This is a genomic window from Arthrobacter sp. YN, from assembly GCF_002224285.1.
Lineage (GTDB): Bacteria > Actinomycetota > Actinomycetes > Actinomycetales > Micrococcaceae > Arthrobacter.
Map to the genome: position 1 here is coordinate 1,225,923 of NZ_CP022436.1, position 15,685 is coordinate 1,241,607.

Below are 15,685 nucleotides of genomic sequence, written 5' to 3' on the forward strand. Positions count from 1 at the left end.
AAGCTCAGGCGGGCACTTTGACCGTAAACGTGGTGCCGCGGCCTGGTTCGCTCTCCAGGGTGATGGTGCCGCCGTGGGCTTCGACGATTGCCTTGCTGATGGGCAGCCCCAGCCCAACACCGGGTATGGCGCTCTTGCGAACCCCGCCGGCCCGGAAGAACTTGGTGAAGGCCTCCGCCTGCTCCTCTTCGTTCATGCCCATGCCCGTGTCAGTGACGCGGCAGAACACAAAGTCATCGTCCTCCCACGCGGCCACTTCCACGTCGCCGCCGTCGGGAGAGTACTTGATCGCATTGGAAACGAGGTTGTCCAGTACCTGCGCAATGCGTGAGGAATCGACGTGGGCTTCCAACGCCTCAGGAAGGTCCACCGAGAGGCGGATGCCTGCTTTGGCCGCCCGGGGTTCCGCGGAGATCACGCTGCCCCGGACCAACTCCGCCACGTCAACGGCGTGTGGCTGGATGACGATCTGGCCTGAGCGTACGGCCAGGAGGTCGGAAACAAGGGTGAGGAGCCGCTCGGCGTTGCGCCTGACGATGTCGAGTTGCTTGCGGGAGCGCGCGTCGAGGGCGTCGGGATCGTCCAGGATCAACTCGACGTAGCCCAGGATGGACGTCAACGGGGTCCTGAACTCGTGGGAGACGTTGGAAACAAAGTCGTCCTTGGCCGCCAAGGCGTTCACCAGGTCCGTGACGTCGCTGAACACCACCACCGATCCCGTGAACTTTCCAGTGTCGTCCACCATGGGCCGGGCACTGGCGGTGAAGGCGCGTTGATTCTCTCCGACGCCGAGCCATACCAACTGATCGGTGAACCGCTCGCCCAGGACGGCGCGTCTCACCGGACGGCGGTCCGCTTCCAGCGGCGTGGTCCTGTCGATGTCGAAGATCAGCAACTGGGACTCGTTGGGATCGTCGACATCGGTAGGAGTGGCCAACACATGGGTTTGGCGTTGGCGGCGGTTCATGAGGATGTCATGCCCCTCGCCGTCTACCGCTACTACTCCCAGGGGCAGTGCTTCCATCACGGTATTCAGGAGCCTTTCCTGCTTGGTGCTGACCTCCAGGGCTGCTTTGAGTGCCTTGTCCTTTTCCTCCAAGGCGCGCTGCTGGCGCACCATGCTCAAGGTCAGGACGCTGACGGAGACGCCGATTCCAAGGATCAGAATGGGGAAGAGCAACGGCTTGGTGAGGGCCTGTTCAGTTAAGTCACCTCTGACAAACAAGGGAACCCACACGATGGCCAAGGGCCCGAGGAATGACAGGACTATGGCCAGTTTTGGATAGAGGCCCGATGCGCAGAGCCAAATGACAGGCAGCACCACCAGAACGCTGAGTCCAGTGAGTGCTTCTTGTCCACCTTCACGTCCGAAGGCTATGGAGACCATGTCCAGGACAGGGATGACGAGGAAGCTGGGGAAGGGCAACCGGTGCCACGGGACAATCACGCATGCGGCAAGGAGGAATGCCTGGCTCAGCAGGAATAACAGGAAGTAGGGATTCTCCAGCGTTGCCGGGAAAAACAACCAGACCAGAATGGCCGAAAGACAAACACAAACTGACAACGGCAGTTGGCTGAGGACAACCCGCATCCGCAGGGTATGTTCGTGGAAAGAGCGCTGAAAAACCAGGAGTTTCTTCTTTTCACCGATATCCCACGTCGAAGGGTGGGTCATGGCACATCCACCACGGATGCAGAAGAAAGTCGGTTCATAAGATCAGCCTAACCATAATGGATATACTTCTGAGGTTATCGAAGGGGCTGAGGGGCAGCGATGAGTGAAGTACGTGTGGGGCTGGTCATTGAAGATGACCAGGATATTCGCGAGCTGGTAAGGGTAGTCCTATCCCAGGCGGGGTTTGATGTGCACACTGCGTCCACCGGATCCGCGGGTGTGACGTCGGCGCGTGAACTGAATCCGGACGTCATTACGTTGGATCTCGGCCTCCCGGATATTGACGGCTTTGAGGTTGCCCGCCAGATCCGCAAGTCCTCCGATGCCTACATCATCATGCTGACCGCCCGCGCCGAGGAACTCGATACCCTCATGGGTCTGGAGGCCGGTGGCGACGACTACCTCACCAAGCCGTTCCGTCCCCGCGAACTGCGCGCCCGTGTTGAGGCCATGATGCGAAGGCCCCGCGCGTCGTCGGACTCCAAGAACGTTGTTGAAGAAGTTGACCCCGAGATGAGCCACAACGGACTGGCCGTCTCTGCAGGTTCCCGCACCGCCGTCCTGAACGGTGCTGAGCTGAAGCTCACCCGCACCGAATTCGACCTCCTGCTCGCGCTGCTGGAAACCGGACGGATCGTCCGGACCAAGGCAGACCTGGCGCGTCGCCTCCGCAACGAACCGTACGACGTCGGAAGTTACGTCAGTGACGCCGACGAACGGGCCGTTGAGGTACACATGGGCAACCTGCGGAAGAAACTCGGCGACAGCATCCAGGCGCCCCGCTGGCTTGAAACGGTCCGCGGCGTCGGTTACCGCCTCGCGCCCGCCTCAAGCAACAACTAGGACCTGCACATCCATCAGGCCACGCGCAGGGGCTCCGCCGCGATCACCGGGTGGTCGCGGGTGGGGTCCTCGAACGTGCTTAGAGGATCGGCGTTTCCAGCTCCGTAATGGTGCCGAAGACAAACTGCTCGATTTCCACAACCTGGGGCCCGAGCTCGTCAAGATGGTCCGCATTGGGCAGGAGCCTGAGGCTGATCTCCAACTCCGTAGCCAAGCGGTTCATGCAGATGGCACCCACCATGTGGCTGGAGGTCTTCAGGCTCAACACCGCGTCCATGGCGTCTTCCATGTCCAGGTTCTCCAAAGCCCTATGGAGCCGGGACACCCGCCAGGGCAGCAAGGCTACGTAGTTGCGGACGAAGGCGCTGATGATGGCGTGGTCTCCGCCGAGCTCCGCCTGGAGCTCGGTGAGCACGGTCCGATCTACCAAGGAGTCAGTGCACTCGTCGTACTCAGACACCAGACTCCTCCCGCCTCCAAACAATAGATTCACGATTCAACAGTAGGACCCGTGGAACGGTGGAAGCGCCAGAAAACGAAAGCTTGATCCAATCTTGAGCGGACTCAGAGGGAGTCTTGATAGCCGCCCCCCAGAGTAGGACAGCAGAGGCAAGATCACGGATCTGGGGGATTCCAGGCTTGAATCAAGGAGCGGGAAAAAGCATGAACAGCAGTGCTCGTCCATCACCTGGCTTGATGGTCACCATCGTCTTGTGCATGACCGTCCTTCTGGGCATCGGCGGGACCGCAGCCTACGCATTATGGGAACAAGGCACCCGCACCACCGTCACCGACCAGACCGTCAGCTCTGCACCGTCCACCTCTTCCGCCCCGTAGTCGGAGGGGCGTGCAGACCTCCCTCCAGAAACTGTGTGAGCCTGTCTTCGAGAACCGACTGGTCCTTCAGTTCGCACTCCCACACCGTCAACACGTCCCAGCCGCTGGCGGCCAGCTGTTCCCGTTGCAGGGCGTCGCGCTCGCGGGTCCGGGTCCGCTTGGTTTCCCAGAACTCCGCGTTGGCCGCAGGCGCATGCTGTCCCACGCGGCACGTATGGAAATGCCAGAAACAGCCGTTGACGAAGATGACTTTGCGCCGGCCCGCGAACACCAAGTCTGGTCGGCCGGGAAGCTTTGCCGTTCCGGCCTGCCCGTGCAGCCGGTACCGGTAACCTTTCGCATGCAGCAATCTGCGGACCAGCAGCTCCGGCTTGGTGTTCTTGCCGCGGATTTTGGACATGTTGCGGCTGCGCTGCTCCGGTGTCAGAAGGTCCCGGCTCTCGCCCATGTTCCCAGCCTACCCAGGAACTTATGACGCGAGACTCCCGTGCCTGGAACACTCTGCAGTCCACCCCAACGGCGTCACCTGGACCTTCATGCGTCGTCGGCATTGCGGACAAAAGCGCGGTGGCTCCATCGCCAGGCGCTGTTGGCAGCCATGGTGGGCGTCCGACGTCGGGCTGTCACCGTTGCCGTCGCCCCCACCGCCGCAGTGGCCGCAGTACTGCTGGCTAAACGCCGTGGTCACAGCGACTTCTGGAATTCCTTGATGGGCATGTTGAGCTCCACCAACAGGTTCAGGTCGGCGTTGGCGGGGCGGCCCAGGGTAGTCAAGTAGTTGCCTACGATGACCGCGTTGATTCCGCCGAGCAGGCCATCGCGGGTGCCGAGGTCGCCGAGGGTCAGTTCGCGGCCGCCTGCATAGCGGAGCACGGTGCGGGGCATGGCCAGCCGGAACGCTGCGATGGCGCGGAGGGCGTCCTTGCCGTCCATGATGCCTTGGTTCTCCAGGGGCGTTCCGGGGCGGGGGTTGAGGAAGTTCAGGGGGACTTCGTGGGGTTCAAGGGCGGCGAGTTGGGTTGCGAGTTCAGCGCGCTGGGCCACTGACTCGCCCATGCCGATCAACGCGCCGCAGCACAATTCCATGCCGGCGGCCTTGACCATGGCGCAGGTTTCCAACCGTTCCTCGTAGCTGTGGGTGGTGACTACCTCGGGGAAGTAGCTTCGCGCGGTTTCCAGGTTGTGGTTGTAGCGGTGGACGCCCCACTCGGCCAGCTGGTCCACTTGGCGCTGCGTGAGCATGCCCAGCGAGCAGGCGATGTTGATGTCCACGGCTTCATTGATGCGGTCGATCGCGAATTTGATCTGGTTCATGAGCTTGATGTCAGGCCCACGGACGGCTGCGACGATGCAGAACTCCGTGGCCCCCGTGGCTGCGGTTTCCTTGGCGGCCTTGACCAGCTCCGGGATGTCCAACCAGACTCCCCGGACGGGGGAGTCGAACAGTCCGGACTGGCTGCAAAAATGGCAGTCTTCCGGGCAGCCGCCGGTCTTGATGGAGATGATCCCTTCCACCTCCACGTCCTCGCCGCAGTGCTTGAGCCGAACCTCGTGGGCGAGTTGCAGGGCTGCGGGGATGGCCTCGTCCGGTAGTTCCAGGATTTCGATGAGCTGGGCCTCGTTCAGGCCCTCGCCGCGTTCGAGGACCTGCTTCCGGGCGGTGTCCAGGATGCCGTAGCCAGTGGATTCAGGGGCTTCTTGAGGTGCTTGCGTGGTCATGTCCTTGACGGTATCCGCGCTGGTGAAGGGCGATTTTGTGGGGTGCGCACAAACCGTGGTGCTGGTTTTTGGCGTTGACTGCGCGGGGCGGCTGGTGCAGAGGTTACAGCTGTGAAACATGGACGTGACTGAATTGACGCGCTGCGTGACTAGCGTCGGGGACGAGGCACCCTCCCCGGACGAAAGCGACCACCCATGAGTGACGACAAGACGAGTACCGCAACACTGGAGCCGACGACGGCGGCAAGCACCGCCGTCGGAATCGGCGGCTCCGTTTCAACGGCCCAAGGCAACGCCGACGCCATGAGCGCGGCCAAGGAGAGCCTGGAGGATTACACGCTCCGGTTCGCCCCGCGTTCGTACCGGAAGTGGAGCGCGGGAGTGGTGGCCACCAGTGCGCTGGGCGGCATTGCGTACTTGGCCGACTTCTCCATTGGCGCGAACATCGGCATCGCCTACGGAACGGTGAATGCCATCTTCGGCATCATCGTGGCCGCCGTGATCATCTTCGCCACGGGGTTCCCGTTGGCCTACTACGCTGCCCGGTACAACATCGATTTGGACTTGATCACCCGAGGCTCGGGCTTTGGCTACTACGGCTCGGTGGTCACCAACATCATCTTCGCCACGTTCACGTTCATTTTCTTCGCCCTTGAGGGCTCCATCATGGCCCAAGGACTGCAATTGGGCCTCGGCATCCCACCATGGATCGGCTACGCCGTGTCCACCATCATCATCATTCCGTTGGTGATCTATGGGATGAGGACGCTCGCTACGTTGCAGGTGTGGACAACGCCGCTCTGGCTGCTGCTCATGGTGGTCCCCGTGGGCTACCTGCTGCTGTCCCACCCCGAAAGCATCGACGCGTTCTTCGCTTTCACCGGAGCATCCGGCGAAGGTGGTCCCAACCTGGCTTCGGTGATGCTGGCTGCGGGCGTCTGCCTGTCCCTGATGGCGCAGATCGCTGAGCAGATCGACTACCTTCGCTTCATGCCGCCCAAGACCGCCGAAAACAAGGGCGCCTGGTGGCGCGCAGTGATCCTCGCCGGACCGGGCTGGGTCATCTTCGGCGCCATCAAGCAGATCATCGGCCTGTTCATTGCCATCTACCTCATCGCCAAGCTCGACCCCGCAGCAGCATCTAGCGCGAATGAACCGGTCCACCAGTTCCTGGGCGTCTACGAAGAAATGATGCCGGCGTGGCTCGCCATGACCCTGGCCGTGGTGCTGGTGGTTATTTCCCAGATCAAAATCAACGTCACCAACGCTTACTCCGGCTCGCTGGCTTGGACAAACTCCTTCACGCGCATCACCAAGACCTACCCGGGGCGCATGGTGTTTGTGGTGGTGAACCTGGTCATCGCGCTGATCCTGATGGAGTCGAACATGTTCGAGTTCCTCAACACCATCCTGGGCTTCTACGCCAACTGCGCCATGGCCTGGGTGGTCACGGTGGCCTCCGACATCGCCATCAACAAGTACCTGCTGAAGATCTCGCCCAAAGTTCCGGAGTTCCGCCGCGGGATGCTCTACGCCGTGAACCCGGTGGGGTTCGTGTCCATGCTGGTTTCGGCAGGGGTGTCCATCGCGGTGTTCTTTGGAGCGTTCGGCTCAGCTGTCCAACCGTTCTCGCCCATCTTCGCAGTGGGCCTGGCGTTGGTGTTGCCGCCGGTCCTGGCTCTGGCCACCAAAGGGCGCTACTACCTTCGACGCACCGACGACGGCATTGACCTGCCCATGTTCGACGCCGACGGCAACCCCAGCGATGCCAAGCTGCTCTGCCACGTCACCGGTCTTGAGTTCGAACGCCCGGACATGCTCCGGTCGGGTCAGGACGGGCCCGACGGCGAACCCCAGTACATCTCGTCCCTCGCCTTGTCCACGGATAAGTCGGGCGAACTGGTGCTCCCGGCCCAGAATTAGCCCCTCCCAACCCAACTGAGTAACAGCACCTGCTCTATTGAGTGCTTATTGGAGCGTGTGCTGTTACCTACTTGGGCCCACGCGAAACGCCCCGGCTTCCATCAAGGGAGCCGGGGCGTTGCGCTGTGTGTTTTCGTGCTGTGTATTGCTGTGAGGCTTACTTGTCGAAGGCGTCCTTCGCGGCGTCCTTGACGTTCTCGCCAGCCTGCTTGGTCTTGGCGGCCGCTTGGTCAGCGACACCCTCGGCCTGCAGTTTCTCGTTGTTGGTGGCGTCTCCCAAGGCTTCCTTCGCCTTGCCCGAAACTTCCTGTGCCTTGTTGCTGATCTTGTCTCCGAGTCCCATAGGACCTCCTTCGATGTAATCCAAAGCTGACAATCGCTAGGCTATCGAGCATTTCTGAGTGCTTCCTGAACGACTTCCAAGATAGTCAGGATGCTTACACTGAGAGCATGGCTGAGGAGATCCTGAACGAACAGACGGAGCAAACAGACCTGGACGAGGACATCGCCATGGCCCTGGTTAACAATGTGGTCTCCGAATCCTACGATCCGGAGGACGAAGCATCGGATCCCCGGACCAAATACCCGTCCGAAGGGTTCGAGCCACAAACACAGGATTATCCGGGCTGGACCGAGGCCATGACTCCTCGTCCCGATCACGGCGAACAAAGCTACGTGGGGCACAGCCGGATGCTGGGCCGCCGGACCCTGATTACGGGCGGCGACAGCGGGATCGGTAAAGCCGTAGCGATTGCTTTTGCCCGTGAAGGTGCGGACGTCGCTTTCACCTACCTGCCTGAAGAAGAGCAGGACGCCGAGCACACTGTCCAGCTGATCGAAGACGCCGGCAGCAGGGCGCTCGCGCTACCTGGTGACTTGCGGGACGAAGAGTTCTGCCAGGAAGTCATTGCCCAAACCGTCGCCGAATTCGGTGGGATCAATGTGCTGGTGAACAACGCCGGGTTCCAGATGACCACGAGCCGGGGGATCGAAGACCTCAGCACCGAACAGTTCGATCAAACCTTCAAAACCAATGTTTATGCGCTGTTCTGGCTCACCAAGGCGGCACTGCCGCATTTGAAGCCCGGCGCCGCGATCATCAACACCTCGTCCGTCCAGGGCTACCATCCAAGCCCATCACTCATCGACTACGCAGCGACGAAAGCAGCCATCAACAGCATGACCTTTTCGTTGGCAGAGTCACTGGGTCCTCAGGGGATCCGCGTCAATGCGGTAGCGCCGGGTCCCGTGTGGACGCCACTGCAGCCGCCCACCCAGCCCGCGGAAAAGATCCAAGAGTTTGGCCAGGACACCCCCTTGGGGCGCGCAGGGCAGCCTGCCGAACTTGCCGGGACCTATGTCCTGCTGGCCAGCGAAGATTCCAGTTATATCTCCGGATCGGTCATCGGCGTCACCGGCGGCAAACACCTCGCCTAGTGGTTTGTCTGAGCGTCATTATGGCTTGAGGACCACCTTGATGCATCCGTCCTGCTTCTTCTGGAACTTCTCGTAGAGTGCCGGTGCTTCATCCAGTCCTCCCGTGTGGGTGACCAGATGCATGACGCCCAGCGGATCGGCGTCGTCCTCCACCAAGGGAAGCAGATCGTCAGTCCAGCGGCGCACATTGCATTGCCCCATGCGGAGTTGGATCTGCTTGTCGAACATAGTCATGAGGGGCATCGGGTCCGCCTGCCCACCGTAGACCCCGCTCAGCGAGATCGTCCCGCCACGACGCACCAGATCCACGGCTGTATGCAGTGCAGCGAGCCGATCGACGCTCATGGTTTCCATGGCAATCTGCGCGGGTTTGTCCGGCAGCAGGGAAACCGCCTTGTGAAGGAAGGACGCCACAGGGGATCCATGGGCCTCCATGCCCACAGCATCCACCACGGAATCCGGGCCGCGGCCCAGTGTTTGTTCGCGGATCCGGCCGGCCACGTCTGAGCTGTAATCCATGGTTTCAATGCCGTGCGCCTCCGCCATCGCGCGGCGTTCAGGAACCGGATCAACGCCGATCACCCGGAAGCCCTTGTAGGCGCCGATCCTCGCAGCAAACTGGCCCACGGGACCCAGTCCGAGCACCGCGAGGGTGCCACCTTCCGGAACGTTCGCGTAGTCCACTGCCTGCCAGGCCGTGGGAAGGATGTCCGAGAGGAAGAGGTAGCGCTCATCCGGGGCGCCCGACTCCACTTTGATGGGGCCGTAGTCGGCATAGGGAACGCGGAGGAACTGGGCCTGGCCGCCGGGAACGGAACCGTAGAGCTCTGAGTAGCCAAAGAGGGCCGCCCCGGATCCCTTCTCCTTGACCTGGGTGGTCTCGCACTGCGACTGCAAGCCTTGGTTGCACATGTAACAGCGGCCGCAGGAGATGTTGAAGGGCACCACAACACGGTCGCCCTTCTTGAGTCGGTGGACACCCGGGCCCACTTCTTCGACGATTCCCATCGGCTCGTGGCCGATGACATCGCCCTTGTGCATGTATGGGCCGAGCACTTCGTAAAGGTGGAGGTCCGAGCCGCAAATCGCGGTGGAGGTGATCCGGACAATCGCATCCGTAGGCTCTTGGATGCTGGGATCGGGGACGTCTTCAACGCTGAGTGAGCGCCGGCCTTGCCATGTCACTGCTTTCACAATTACTCTCCCTGCTTTCGGCTGGAGGTGTCCCGCGCTGCAGGAGACCACCCCAGCGAATCAGAGATGGCATCGGCGCACAAGGCCGGCCGCCCTCGACACTGTTCGCGGCCGAGCCTAGATTGAGGCTATGAGCGAAGAACCGAACGAAGCTGACGTTGCGCCCTCTGAAGCCTCCAAACCCACGGTGCCTGCCGGCGTCGAGCATGACAAAAGTGCCGCCGGAAACGGTGACTTCACCACGGAAGTGGACCCCACCTTTATCCCTGATGAAAGCGGCGAATCCCCGGTGGAGAAGCGGGCCAGGGAGCATCCCGAAGCGACGGGAAGCTAAAACTAGTAAGTAATCTGACCAGTAGTGTTAACATGGTGGGCAAGGGAGAGTTTCGGGCAGAGTTGACCGAGGAGTGTCTGCGTTGTCATCGATGAAAAACCCTCTGGTTCCAGGCGACGCAACCCGTCCCCACGCTGAACCCCTCCAGTGCCGTCAATGCCGGTCCGACGATCACTTGGATCTGGAAACCATCGAATCCCTTGAGCCGCATGCCGGCGACTTGATGGTCCGGGTGTCTTATAGTTGCCTGGCCTGTGAAGTCCCGTACGCCCACAACGCTGCCTTCCACGACGTGGCCGCGGTCCTCAACCGCAACGGGGCGGCGTCGGGACTGCTGCAATTTGGCGGACAGTACTTCCATTGCGGTGAACCGATGCAGTTCACCAAATCCTCAGCTCGAAGCGTCTATGCACCCATGACCACGGAAGTCGTTGAGGACGGCCTCCTCGAGGTGCACTTGAAAACGCGCGTCATCGAGTGCCGGTGCGGCTTCCGGATGGAGCTGCCGGCATGAAGGCGGGCATCGTTTGGGGGCGCCCTGAACTGGGTACGTCCCAAGCATTAACCACAGCGTGGGCTACGAGCGGCGCCCATAGAAGCCGCTCACCAGGGAGGTAATCCGCATGGATACAGGACAGCTGGTTCTCATCATCGTGGTGGCCGTCGTCGTCATCGCCGCTGTGATCGTCGCGGTCGTCATCGGACGTCGGAAGAAGGCGGAGGTCAACCGCCACCGAGCAGCGGAACTTCGCGAGAAGGCCGCGGAAGAAGCCATCGGAGCCCACCAAGCCAAGGCCGAATCGGCCCAGGCAGAGGCCAATGCGCTGCAGGCCGAAGTCGAAGCCAATCGGCTCCGGCAGGAAGCGGAACGCCACGCGGAGAAGGCCAACGAGGCTCATGGGCGGGTAGAGGAACACCTGCGGCACGCGGACAAGTTGGACCCCAATGCCGGGCAGGATCGCTCGACTGACGCAGATCGCTCGCAGGACTCGGATCGCTCTCATGACCCGGATCGCCGGGCCGACGAGGGCCGCCCGGCCGCAGTTGAAGGTGAACGCCTGACTCGGGACCGGAGTGGCCGCGACGGCTCCACGCGCGAACGAACCCCACACGAAGGTGACAGGAACTTGTAGTTTCACAGGAGAAACGGGAGGCAGGAAGTGAGCATCGTGGTGAGGCGAACAGGTGAGGCTGTGCGGTCGACTGAGTCGAAGGCGACGCGGCATGCGGTAGATGTGGTTCTGGGGCACTTGGGCGAGATCGGACCGGCCGTGGCGGCCCTACTACGCGAATCGTCCAGGCTGGCCGAATGGGGGGAACAACTGGCACTTGTCAGGCTGCGCGGTGGAACGGTCTTCGCCGCAGGCAGCGACGGATCCTCACACGAGGCGCAGAGGTTCACTTCGGAACTGGCGGCCCACGACCCCGGAGACGGGTCCGGCTTCAAAGCGATCTACATTCCCAAGGGCGCCAGCGGCTCCAACGGGACTACCCCAAGCATCAGTGCCCAACTCTCTGAACAGGTGCGGCGTGGAGACATAGTGGTGCTGCTGGCTGCCAAGGGAATCACCGACGAGCTCCGCGACGCTGCTGCCGCCGCAAAATCGGGTGGTGCGATCGTGTGGGCCCTGACGGGTAAGGAGTCCAAGGAGCTCGCACAGTCGGTCAATGAAGCAATATGCATCAACACCGATCCACCACACGCCGAGGAAGCGCATCTGGTGGCGGTGTTGGCTCTCTGCGAATGCTTTGATGATGCACTGAAAAACACCACGTCGGAGTAGTGCCAGCTGGCAGTTGTCGTCGTTTGACGCCTTGCGGCGACCGCAGCTGCCAGCCACTGGCGTGGCCTGCAAACGTTCCTTCGAGGCCCGTGTCACTGTGATCTCGTGAAGAACACTGTCATAACTTACTTCGCTATCTTGGCGCTCTGCGGACTTGTCACCTTGAGCGTGCAAGGGGCTTCTTTACTCCAGAAGGGCGACCCCCGCGGAATGATGGTCCTCGCCCTGGTGGTGGGTGGACTGTTGCTGACATTCCTCTATGGGGCGATCATTGGTCGCAAAGCGAAGGCGCTGACTGCAAGGGCGGCCAAAGCGCCCGGATTCAGGACCACCACGGCAACGAGCACCGCTGAGTACCAGTTTTCACCCGCACTTGTGTGGTCTGTCATCCGCCCCGCAGAGGCTGCGATCGCGGACGGAAGTGACGTTGCTTATGCCTTCACGGTGCCGCCGATACCGGACGGGCCAGGTGAACGTCAGTGCTTTTTCGGCAGGAACGGCAGTGTTTCCATGCTCGAAGTCCTTGAGGAAGTGCCCGAGCGACTTGCTGTGACGCAGGCGCTGTTCCCGCCCGGTGACGTGTCCACCAAAACGGTGTACCGACTGGAGCCGACCGGGATGGGTTGCAGGCTGACCCTGGAGACCATCGTAGAGACACCCGACTTCATGATTGCCAACGAGGCGGAAATGCAAAGATTCGGCGATTCGTATTTAAGCAGCCTTGAATCGCTGCTGGAGAAGCGAAGTCTGGAGGACGCACGCCAATAGCGTGACGTGTGATCTGCACCTCGTTTGGAATAGTTGCAGACGCCATGCAGTTGCTCAGGGTGAACCTGATTCATTCTGAAAGGAACTGCGCATGCTGTTTTCCCCTCTGGCCCTCGGCGAGCTTGAACTTTCCAACCGACTGGTGATGGCGCCTCTGACGCGTCTCCGTGCGGGCCAGAATGGCGTGCCGGGTCCGTTGATCGCCGAGCACTACCGCCAGCGGGCTTCCCTGGGACTGATCGTCAGCGAGGGAACCTACCCGGTTCCGGCCGGTCAGTCCTACCCGGGACAGCCAGGGCTCGTCACCGAGGCGCAGATCGCCGGCTGGAAGACAGTCACCGACGCCGTTCACGCTGAAGGTGGCCGCATCTTCGCGCAGGTCATGCACGGAGGCCGCGTTTCCCATGCCGACATCACCGGTGGGCACGAGATCGTCGGCCCCAGCGCTGTTGCCATCGAAGGTGATGTCCGCACCCCCAACGGCAAGCAGCCGTACCCGGTGCCGCGTGAACTCCGCACCGACGAACTTCCGGGCGTCATTCAGGAGATCGTCACCGCCTCGAAGAACGCCATCGAGGCAGGGTTCGACGGCGTCGAGCTCCACTCCGCCAACGGATACCTCCTGCACGAATTCCTGGCCCCCAACTCCAACGTCCGCACCGACAGCTACGGTGGCTCGCCGGAGAACCGCGCGCGTTTCGTCATCGAGACGGTCAACGCCGTGGTGGAAGCCCTCGGCGCCAATCGCGTGGGCATTCGGATTTCCCCGGAGCACAACGTGCAGGGCATCGCGGAAACCGATGCGGCCGACGTCCGGGCAACCTACGAGGTGCTGGTGGACACCATCGCCCCGCTCAACCTTGCTTACCTGAGCATCCTGCACCACGACCCCAAGAGTGCTTTGGTCCAGGACCTTCGCGAGCGGTTCAACGGAACGTTCCTGGTGAACACCGGCTTCAGCGAAATCACGACCCGCGACGAAGCCTTCGCCATCATCGAAGACGGCCTCGCGGACGCTGTGGTGGTGGGCCGCCCCGCCATCGCCAACCCGGACCTCGCCCGCCGCTGGCGCGAGAGCCTGCCGCTCAACGAGCCGGATGCCTCAACCTTCTACGCCGACGGCGCCGAGGGCTACACGGACTACCCGTTCTACGCGAACTAAAGCGCAGCACCCCCAGTAAAACCACGACGTCGGCACTCACGTGAGTGCCGACGTCGTGGTTTAACCTGAAAGGTGACAGGACCATGTGCCCGGTCCCGCGCGCGCCTTCCTATAGGATTTGTGGCATGTCTGATCCTTCCCCGGCCGGTGCCCGCGCTGGTTTTCCCGTCAGCCGCCAAGTGCTGGCCGACCACGTCTACGAAGCCCTCCTCGAGTGGCTTATGGACGGCCGATTGGAACCGGGGGCGGCAGTGAGCATCGACGGGATGGCTCGTGAACTGGACGTCTCGCCGACGCCCGTGCGAGAAGCTTTGGCCCGGTTGGAGCACACCGGCATGGTCCGGCGGGTGGCGCTCAAGGGCTACAGGGTCGCCCCCGTATTTACCCGCGAAGACTTCGCGGAACTGATGGAAGCCAGGCTCTCCATTGAACCCGTCAATGCAAAACTTGCGTGTTCCCGCATGACGCCGGAGGGATTGGATGCCCTGAAGCAGGCCGTGGAGGATCTGAAGACTGCACCCCGCGGCGGTACTTTCGCCGAGTACCGCAGCTACCTCGAGGCCGACGAACGTTTTCACCAACTCATCGCCGCGCAGGCTAGCAACCAGTTCCTGCTCGCGGCGTACAACACCCTGGGCGGCCAGATCCAGCGGTTCCGACTGTTCGGGGGAGTGGGCATCACCGACGCCGAGCAGGCCATCGCCGAACACCAGGCCGTGCTCGACGCCATGACCAGCGGTGATCCGGAGAAGGCTGCGGAAATGATGATCGACCACGTCGAAAAGGTCCGGGGCCGGGCCATGGCTGACGCGCCGGAGGACTAGCTCACAGACCAACGAGGGTCCGCTGGCCATTGCCGGCGGGCCCTTTCTTGCTGAGTTTCGTGACCCTCTTCACACTCATATGTATGACATATAGGATCTAGGAAGTTTCTCACAAGGGTTGACAGTAGTGCTTGATTCGTAAATCCTATAGGAAACAGGATTCCCCGAAGGAGTGATCATCATGGCGTACACCGCCGAGAATTGGCCCATCACTGCGGCCCTCCTGCAGTTCCCCGGCACTGATGCCGCGGGGCGGCAGGTCAACGACGCCGACGCTTCCGTGTGGGCTTCCGTCCTCCAGGAAGTGAAGGACGCAGGTTTTGCCAACGCCGACCTCACCGACAGCTGGGTTCGTCCGGGCGACCTCAGCAAGGACCGCCTCGCCGAGTTCAAGCAGACCGCTGACGAGGTGGGCATTGGGGTTCCCGTCATCTCCGCCATCCGCCGCAGCGTCATCCACGCAACGGACTGGGCAGACAACCTCGCCTACAGCCACCGCACCATCGACGCCGCTGCCGAGCTTGGCTGTGAAGTGGTGTCCTTCGGGCTGCACCAGGCCATCACGCCGGAGCAGCAGAAACAGCTCTGGTTCTGGACCGTGGAGGGTTACAAGGATCCCGTGGGTGACAAAGAAGTGTGGGGCAACGCCGTCTCCCGCCTTCGCGAGCTCGGCAAGCACGCAGCCGAGGCCGGGGTGCTGATCTCGCTGGAAATGTACGAGGACACCTACCTCGGAACTGCTGACTCCTCGGTTCAGCTGGTCCAGGACATCGGCTTGGACAACGTCGGCCTGAACCCGGACCTCGGCAACCTGATCCGCCTGCACCGGCCCATCGAGGACTGGCGCGAGATGGTGGCCAAGACCCTGCCGTACTCCAACTACTGGCACATGAAGAACTACCTCCGGGACGAAGATGTGGCGCGCGACAGCTACATCACCATGCCGGCTCCCATGGAGAGCGGCCTCATCAACTACCGCGAGGCCTTCAAGTTCGCGCTGTCTGTCGGATTCCAGGGCATCCTCTGCACCGAGCACTACGGTGGCGACGGTCTCAGCGTCACTGCCAGCAACCAGGAGTACCTCCGCCGCCACGTCCTGCCGAAGACCGCAGGTTATGAACTCGGCAAGAGCCAGGTGGCCCAAGGACGCCAGGTACCGGCTACGCAGCTCGCAGGAGTCTAGGA

General features: G+C 61.9%; 19 protein-coding genes. 12 read left to right on the forward strand and 7 right to left on the reverse strand.

The features are described 5' to 3' along the window. Window positions 1–4 precede the first annotated feature (4 nt). The gene (locus CGK93_RS05645) at window positions 5–1,675 is read right to left on the reverse strand and encodes a sensor histidine kinase (RefSeq protein ID WP_089593977.1); all 1,671 of its coding nucleotides are present in this window, start codon (window positions 1,673–1,675) and stop codon (window positions 5–7) included. Window positions 1,676–1,774: 99 nt separating this feature from the next. Between CGK93_RS05645 and CGK93_RS05650 the strand changes: the two genes are divergently transcribed. Then, a complete protein-coding gene (locus CGK93_RS05650; RefSeq protein WP_089593978.1) occupies window positions 1,775–2,518 on the forward strand; it encodes a response regulator transcription factor in 744 nt (247 codons plus the stop codon). A gap of 79 nt (window positions 2,519–2,597) precedes the next feature. On the opposite strand, the gene CGK93_RS05655 is transcribed toward CGK93_RS05650, so the two are convergent. Further along, entirely contained in the window at window positions 2,598–2,978 is a 381-nt protein-coding gene (locus CGK93_RS05655; RefSeq protein ID WP_089593979.1) for an Hpt domain-containing protein, read from the reverse strand. 203 nt (window positions 2,979–3,181) lie between these two features. On the opposite strand from CGK93_RS05655, the gene CGK93_RS23770 reads away from it, so the two are divergent. Next, entirely contained in the window at window positions 3,182–3,355 is a 174-nt protein-coding gene (locus tag CGK93_RS23770) for a hypothetical protein (protein WP_198318364.1), read from the forward strand. On the opposite strand, the gene CGK93_RS05660 is transcribed toward CGK93_RS23770, so the two are convergent. From CGK93_RS05660 to bioB, 3 genes are all read right to left on the reverse strand, one after another. Continuing rightward, complete coding sequence (locus tag CGK93_RS05660) at window positions 3,321–3,803, reverse strand: very short patch repair endonuclease (protein WP_089593980.1); 483 nt, start codon at window positions 3,801–3,803, stop codon at window positions 3,321–3,323. The two genes, CGK93_RS23770 and CGK93_RS05660, sit on opposite strands and share 35 nt — an antisense overlap. 21 nt (window positions 3,804–3,824) lie before the next feature. Continuing rightward, the gene (gene bsaP, locus CGK93_RS24560) at window positions 3,825–3,932 is read right to left on the reverse strand and encodes a biotin synthase auxiliary protein BsaP (RefSeq protein ID WP_442857038.1); all 108 of its coding nucleotides are present in this window, start codon (window positions 3,930–3,932) and stop codon (window positions 3,825–3,827) included. 107 nt (window positions 3,933–4,039) lie between these two features. Beyond that, the gene (gene bioB / locus CGK93_RS05670; protein WP_089593982.1) at window positions 4,040–5,074 is read right to left on the reverse strand and encodes a biotin synthase BioB; all 1,035 of its coding nucleotides are present in this window, start codon (window positions 5,072–5,074) and stop codon (window positions 4,040–4,042) included. 195 nt (window positions 5,075–5,269) lie between these two features. On the opposite strand from bioB, the gene CGK93_RS05675 reads away from it, so the two are divergent. Next, entirely contained in the window at window positions 5,270–6,997 is a 1,728-nt protein-coding gene (locus tag CGK93_RS05675) for a purine-cytosine permease family protein (protein ID WP_089593983.1), read from the forward strand. A gap of 157 nt (window positions 6,998–7,154) precedes the next feature. Here the strand turns inward: CGK93_RS05675 and CGK93_RS05680 are convergent, their stop codons facing one another. Continuing rightward, window positions 7,155–7,340 (reverse strand): CsbD family protein, encoded by a 186-nt coding sequence (locus CGK93_RS05680; protein ID WP_089593984.1) that lies wholly within the window; start codon window positions 7,338–7,340, stop codon window positions 7,155–7,157. Window positions 7,341–7,447: 107 nt separating this feature from the next. Between CGK93_RS05680 and CGK93_RS05685 the strand changes: the two genes are divergently transcribed. Continuing rightward, window positions 7,448–8,434 (forward strand): SDR family oxidoreductase, encoded by a 987-nt coding sequence (locus CGK93_RS05685; protein ID WP_089593985.1) that lies wholly within the window; start codon window positions 7,448–7,450, stop codon window positions 8,432–8,434. Between the two features lie 18 nt (window positions 8,435–8,452). On the opposite strand, the gene CGK93_RS05690 is transcribed toward CGK93_RS05685, so the two are convergent. Further along, entirely contained in the window at window positions 8,453–9,628 is a 1,176-nt protein-coding gene (locus tag CGK93_RS05690) for a zinc-dependent alcohol dehydrogenase (RefSeq protein WP_089593986.1), read from the reverse strand. 130 nt (window positions 9,629–9,758) lie between these two features. Between CGK93_RS05690 and CGK93_RS05695 the strand changes: the two genes are divergently transcribed. From CGK93_RS05695 to CGK93_RS05730, 8 genes are all read left to right on the forward strand, one after another. After that, window positions 9,759–9,962, forward strand: a complete 204-nt coding sequence (locus CGK93_RS05695) for a hypothetical protein (RefSeq protein WP_089593987.1) — start codon at window positions 9,759–9,761, stop codon at window positions 9,960–9,962. Between the two features lie 91 nt (window positions 9,963–10,053). Further along, window positions 10,054–10,476: a hypothetical protein gene (locus CGK93_RS05700; RefSeq protein WP_232481633.1), complete on the forward strand. Its 423-nt coding sequence runs from the start codon at window positions 10,054–10,056 to the stop codon at window positions 10,474–10,476. A gap of 109 nt (window positions 10,477–10,585) precedes the next feature. Beyond that, complete coding sequence (locus tag CGK93_RS05705) at window positions 10,586–11,095, forward strand: hypothetical protein (RefSeq protein WP_089593989.1); 510 nt, start codon at window positions 10,586–10,588, stop codon at window positions 11,093–11,095. Window positions 11,096–11,155: 60 nt separating this feature from the next. Then, window positions 11,156–11,746 (forward strand): SIS domain-containing protein, encoded by a 591-nt coding sequence (locus tag CGK93_RS05710; protein ID WP_089597221.1) that lies wholly within the window; start codon window positions 11,156–11,158, stop codon window positions 11,744–11,746. Between the two features lie 105 nt (window positions 11,747–11,851). Next, window positions 11,852–12,514: an SRPBCC family protein gene (locus CGK93_RS05715; protein WP_157731619.1), complete on the forward strand. Its 663-nt coding sequence runs from the start codon at window positions 11,852–11,854 to the stop codon at window positions 12,512–12,514. Window positions 12,515–12,605: 91 nt separating this feature from the next. Beyond that, window positions 12,606–13,676 carry an alkene reductase gene (locus CGK93_RS05720; RefSeq protein ID WP_089593991.1) on the forward strand — a complete coding sequence of 357 codons (1,071 nt, stop codon included), beginning with the start codon at window positions 12,606–12,608 and terminating at the stop codon, window positions 13,674–13,676. A gap of 125 nt (window positions 13,677–13,801) precedes the next feature. Next, window positions 13,802–14,500: a GntR family transcriptional regulator gene (locus CGK93_RS05725; RefSeq protein ID WP_089593992.1), complete on the forward strand. Its 699-nt coding sequence runs from the start codon at window positions 13,802–13,804 to the stop codon at window positions 14,498–14,500. Window positions 14,501–14,681: 181 nt separating this feature from the next. Beyond that, on the forward strand, window positions 14,682–15,683 hold the full coding sequence (locus CGK93_RS05730) for a sugar phosphate isomerase/epimerase family protein (protein ID WP_089597222.1): 1,002 nt from the start codon (window positions 14,682–14,684) through the stop codon (window positions 15,681–15,683). Window positions 15,684–15,685 lie beyond the last annotated feature (2 nt).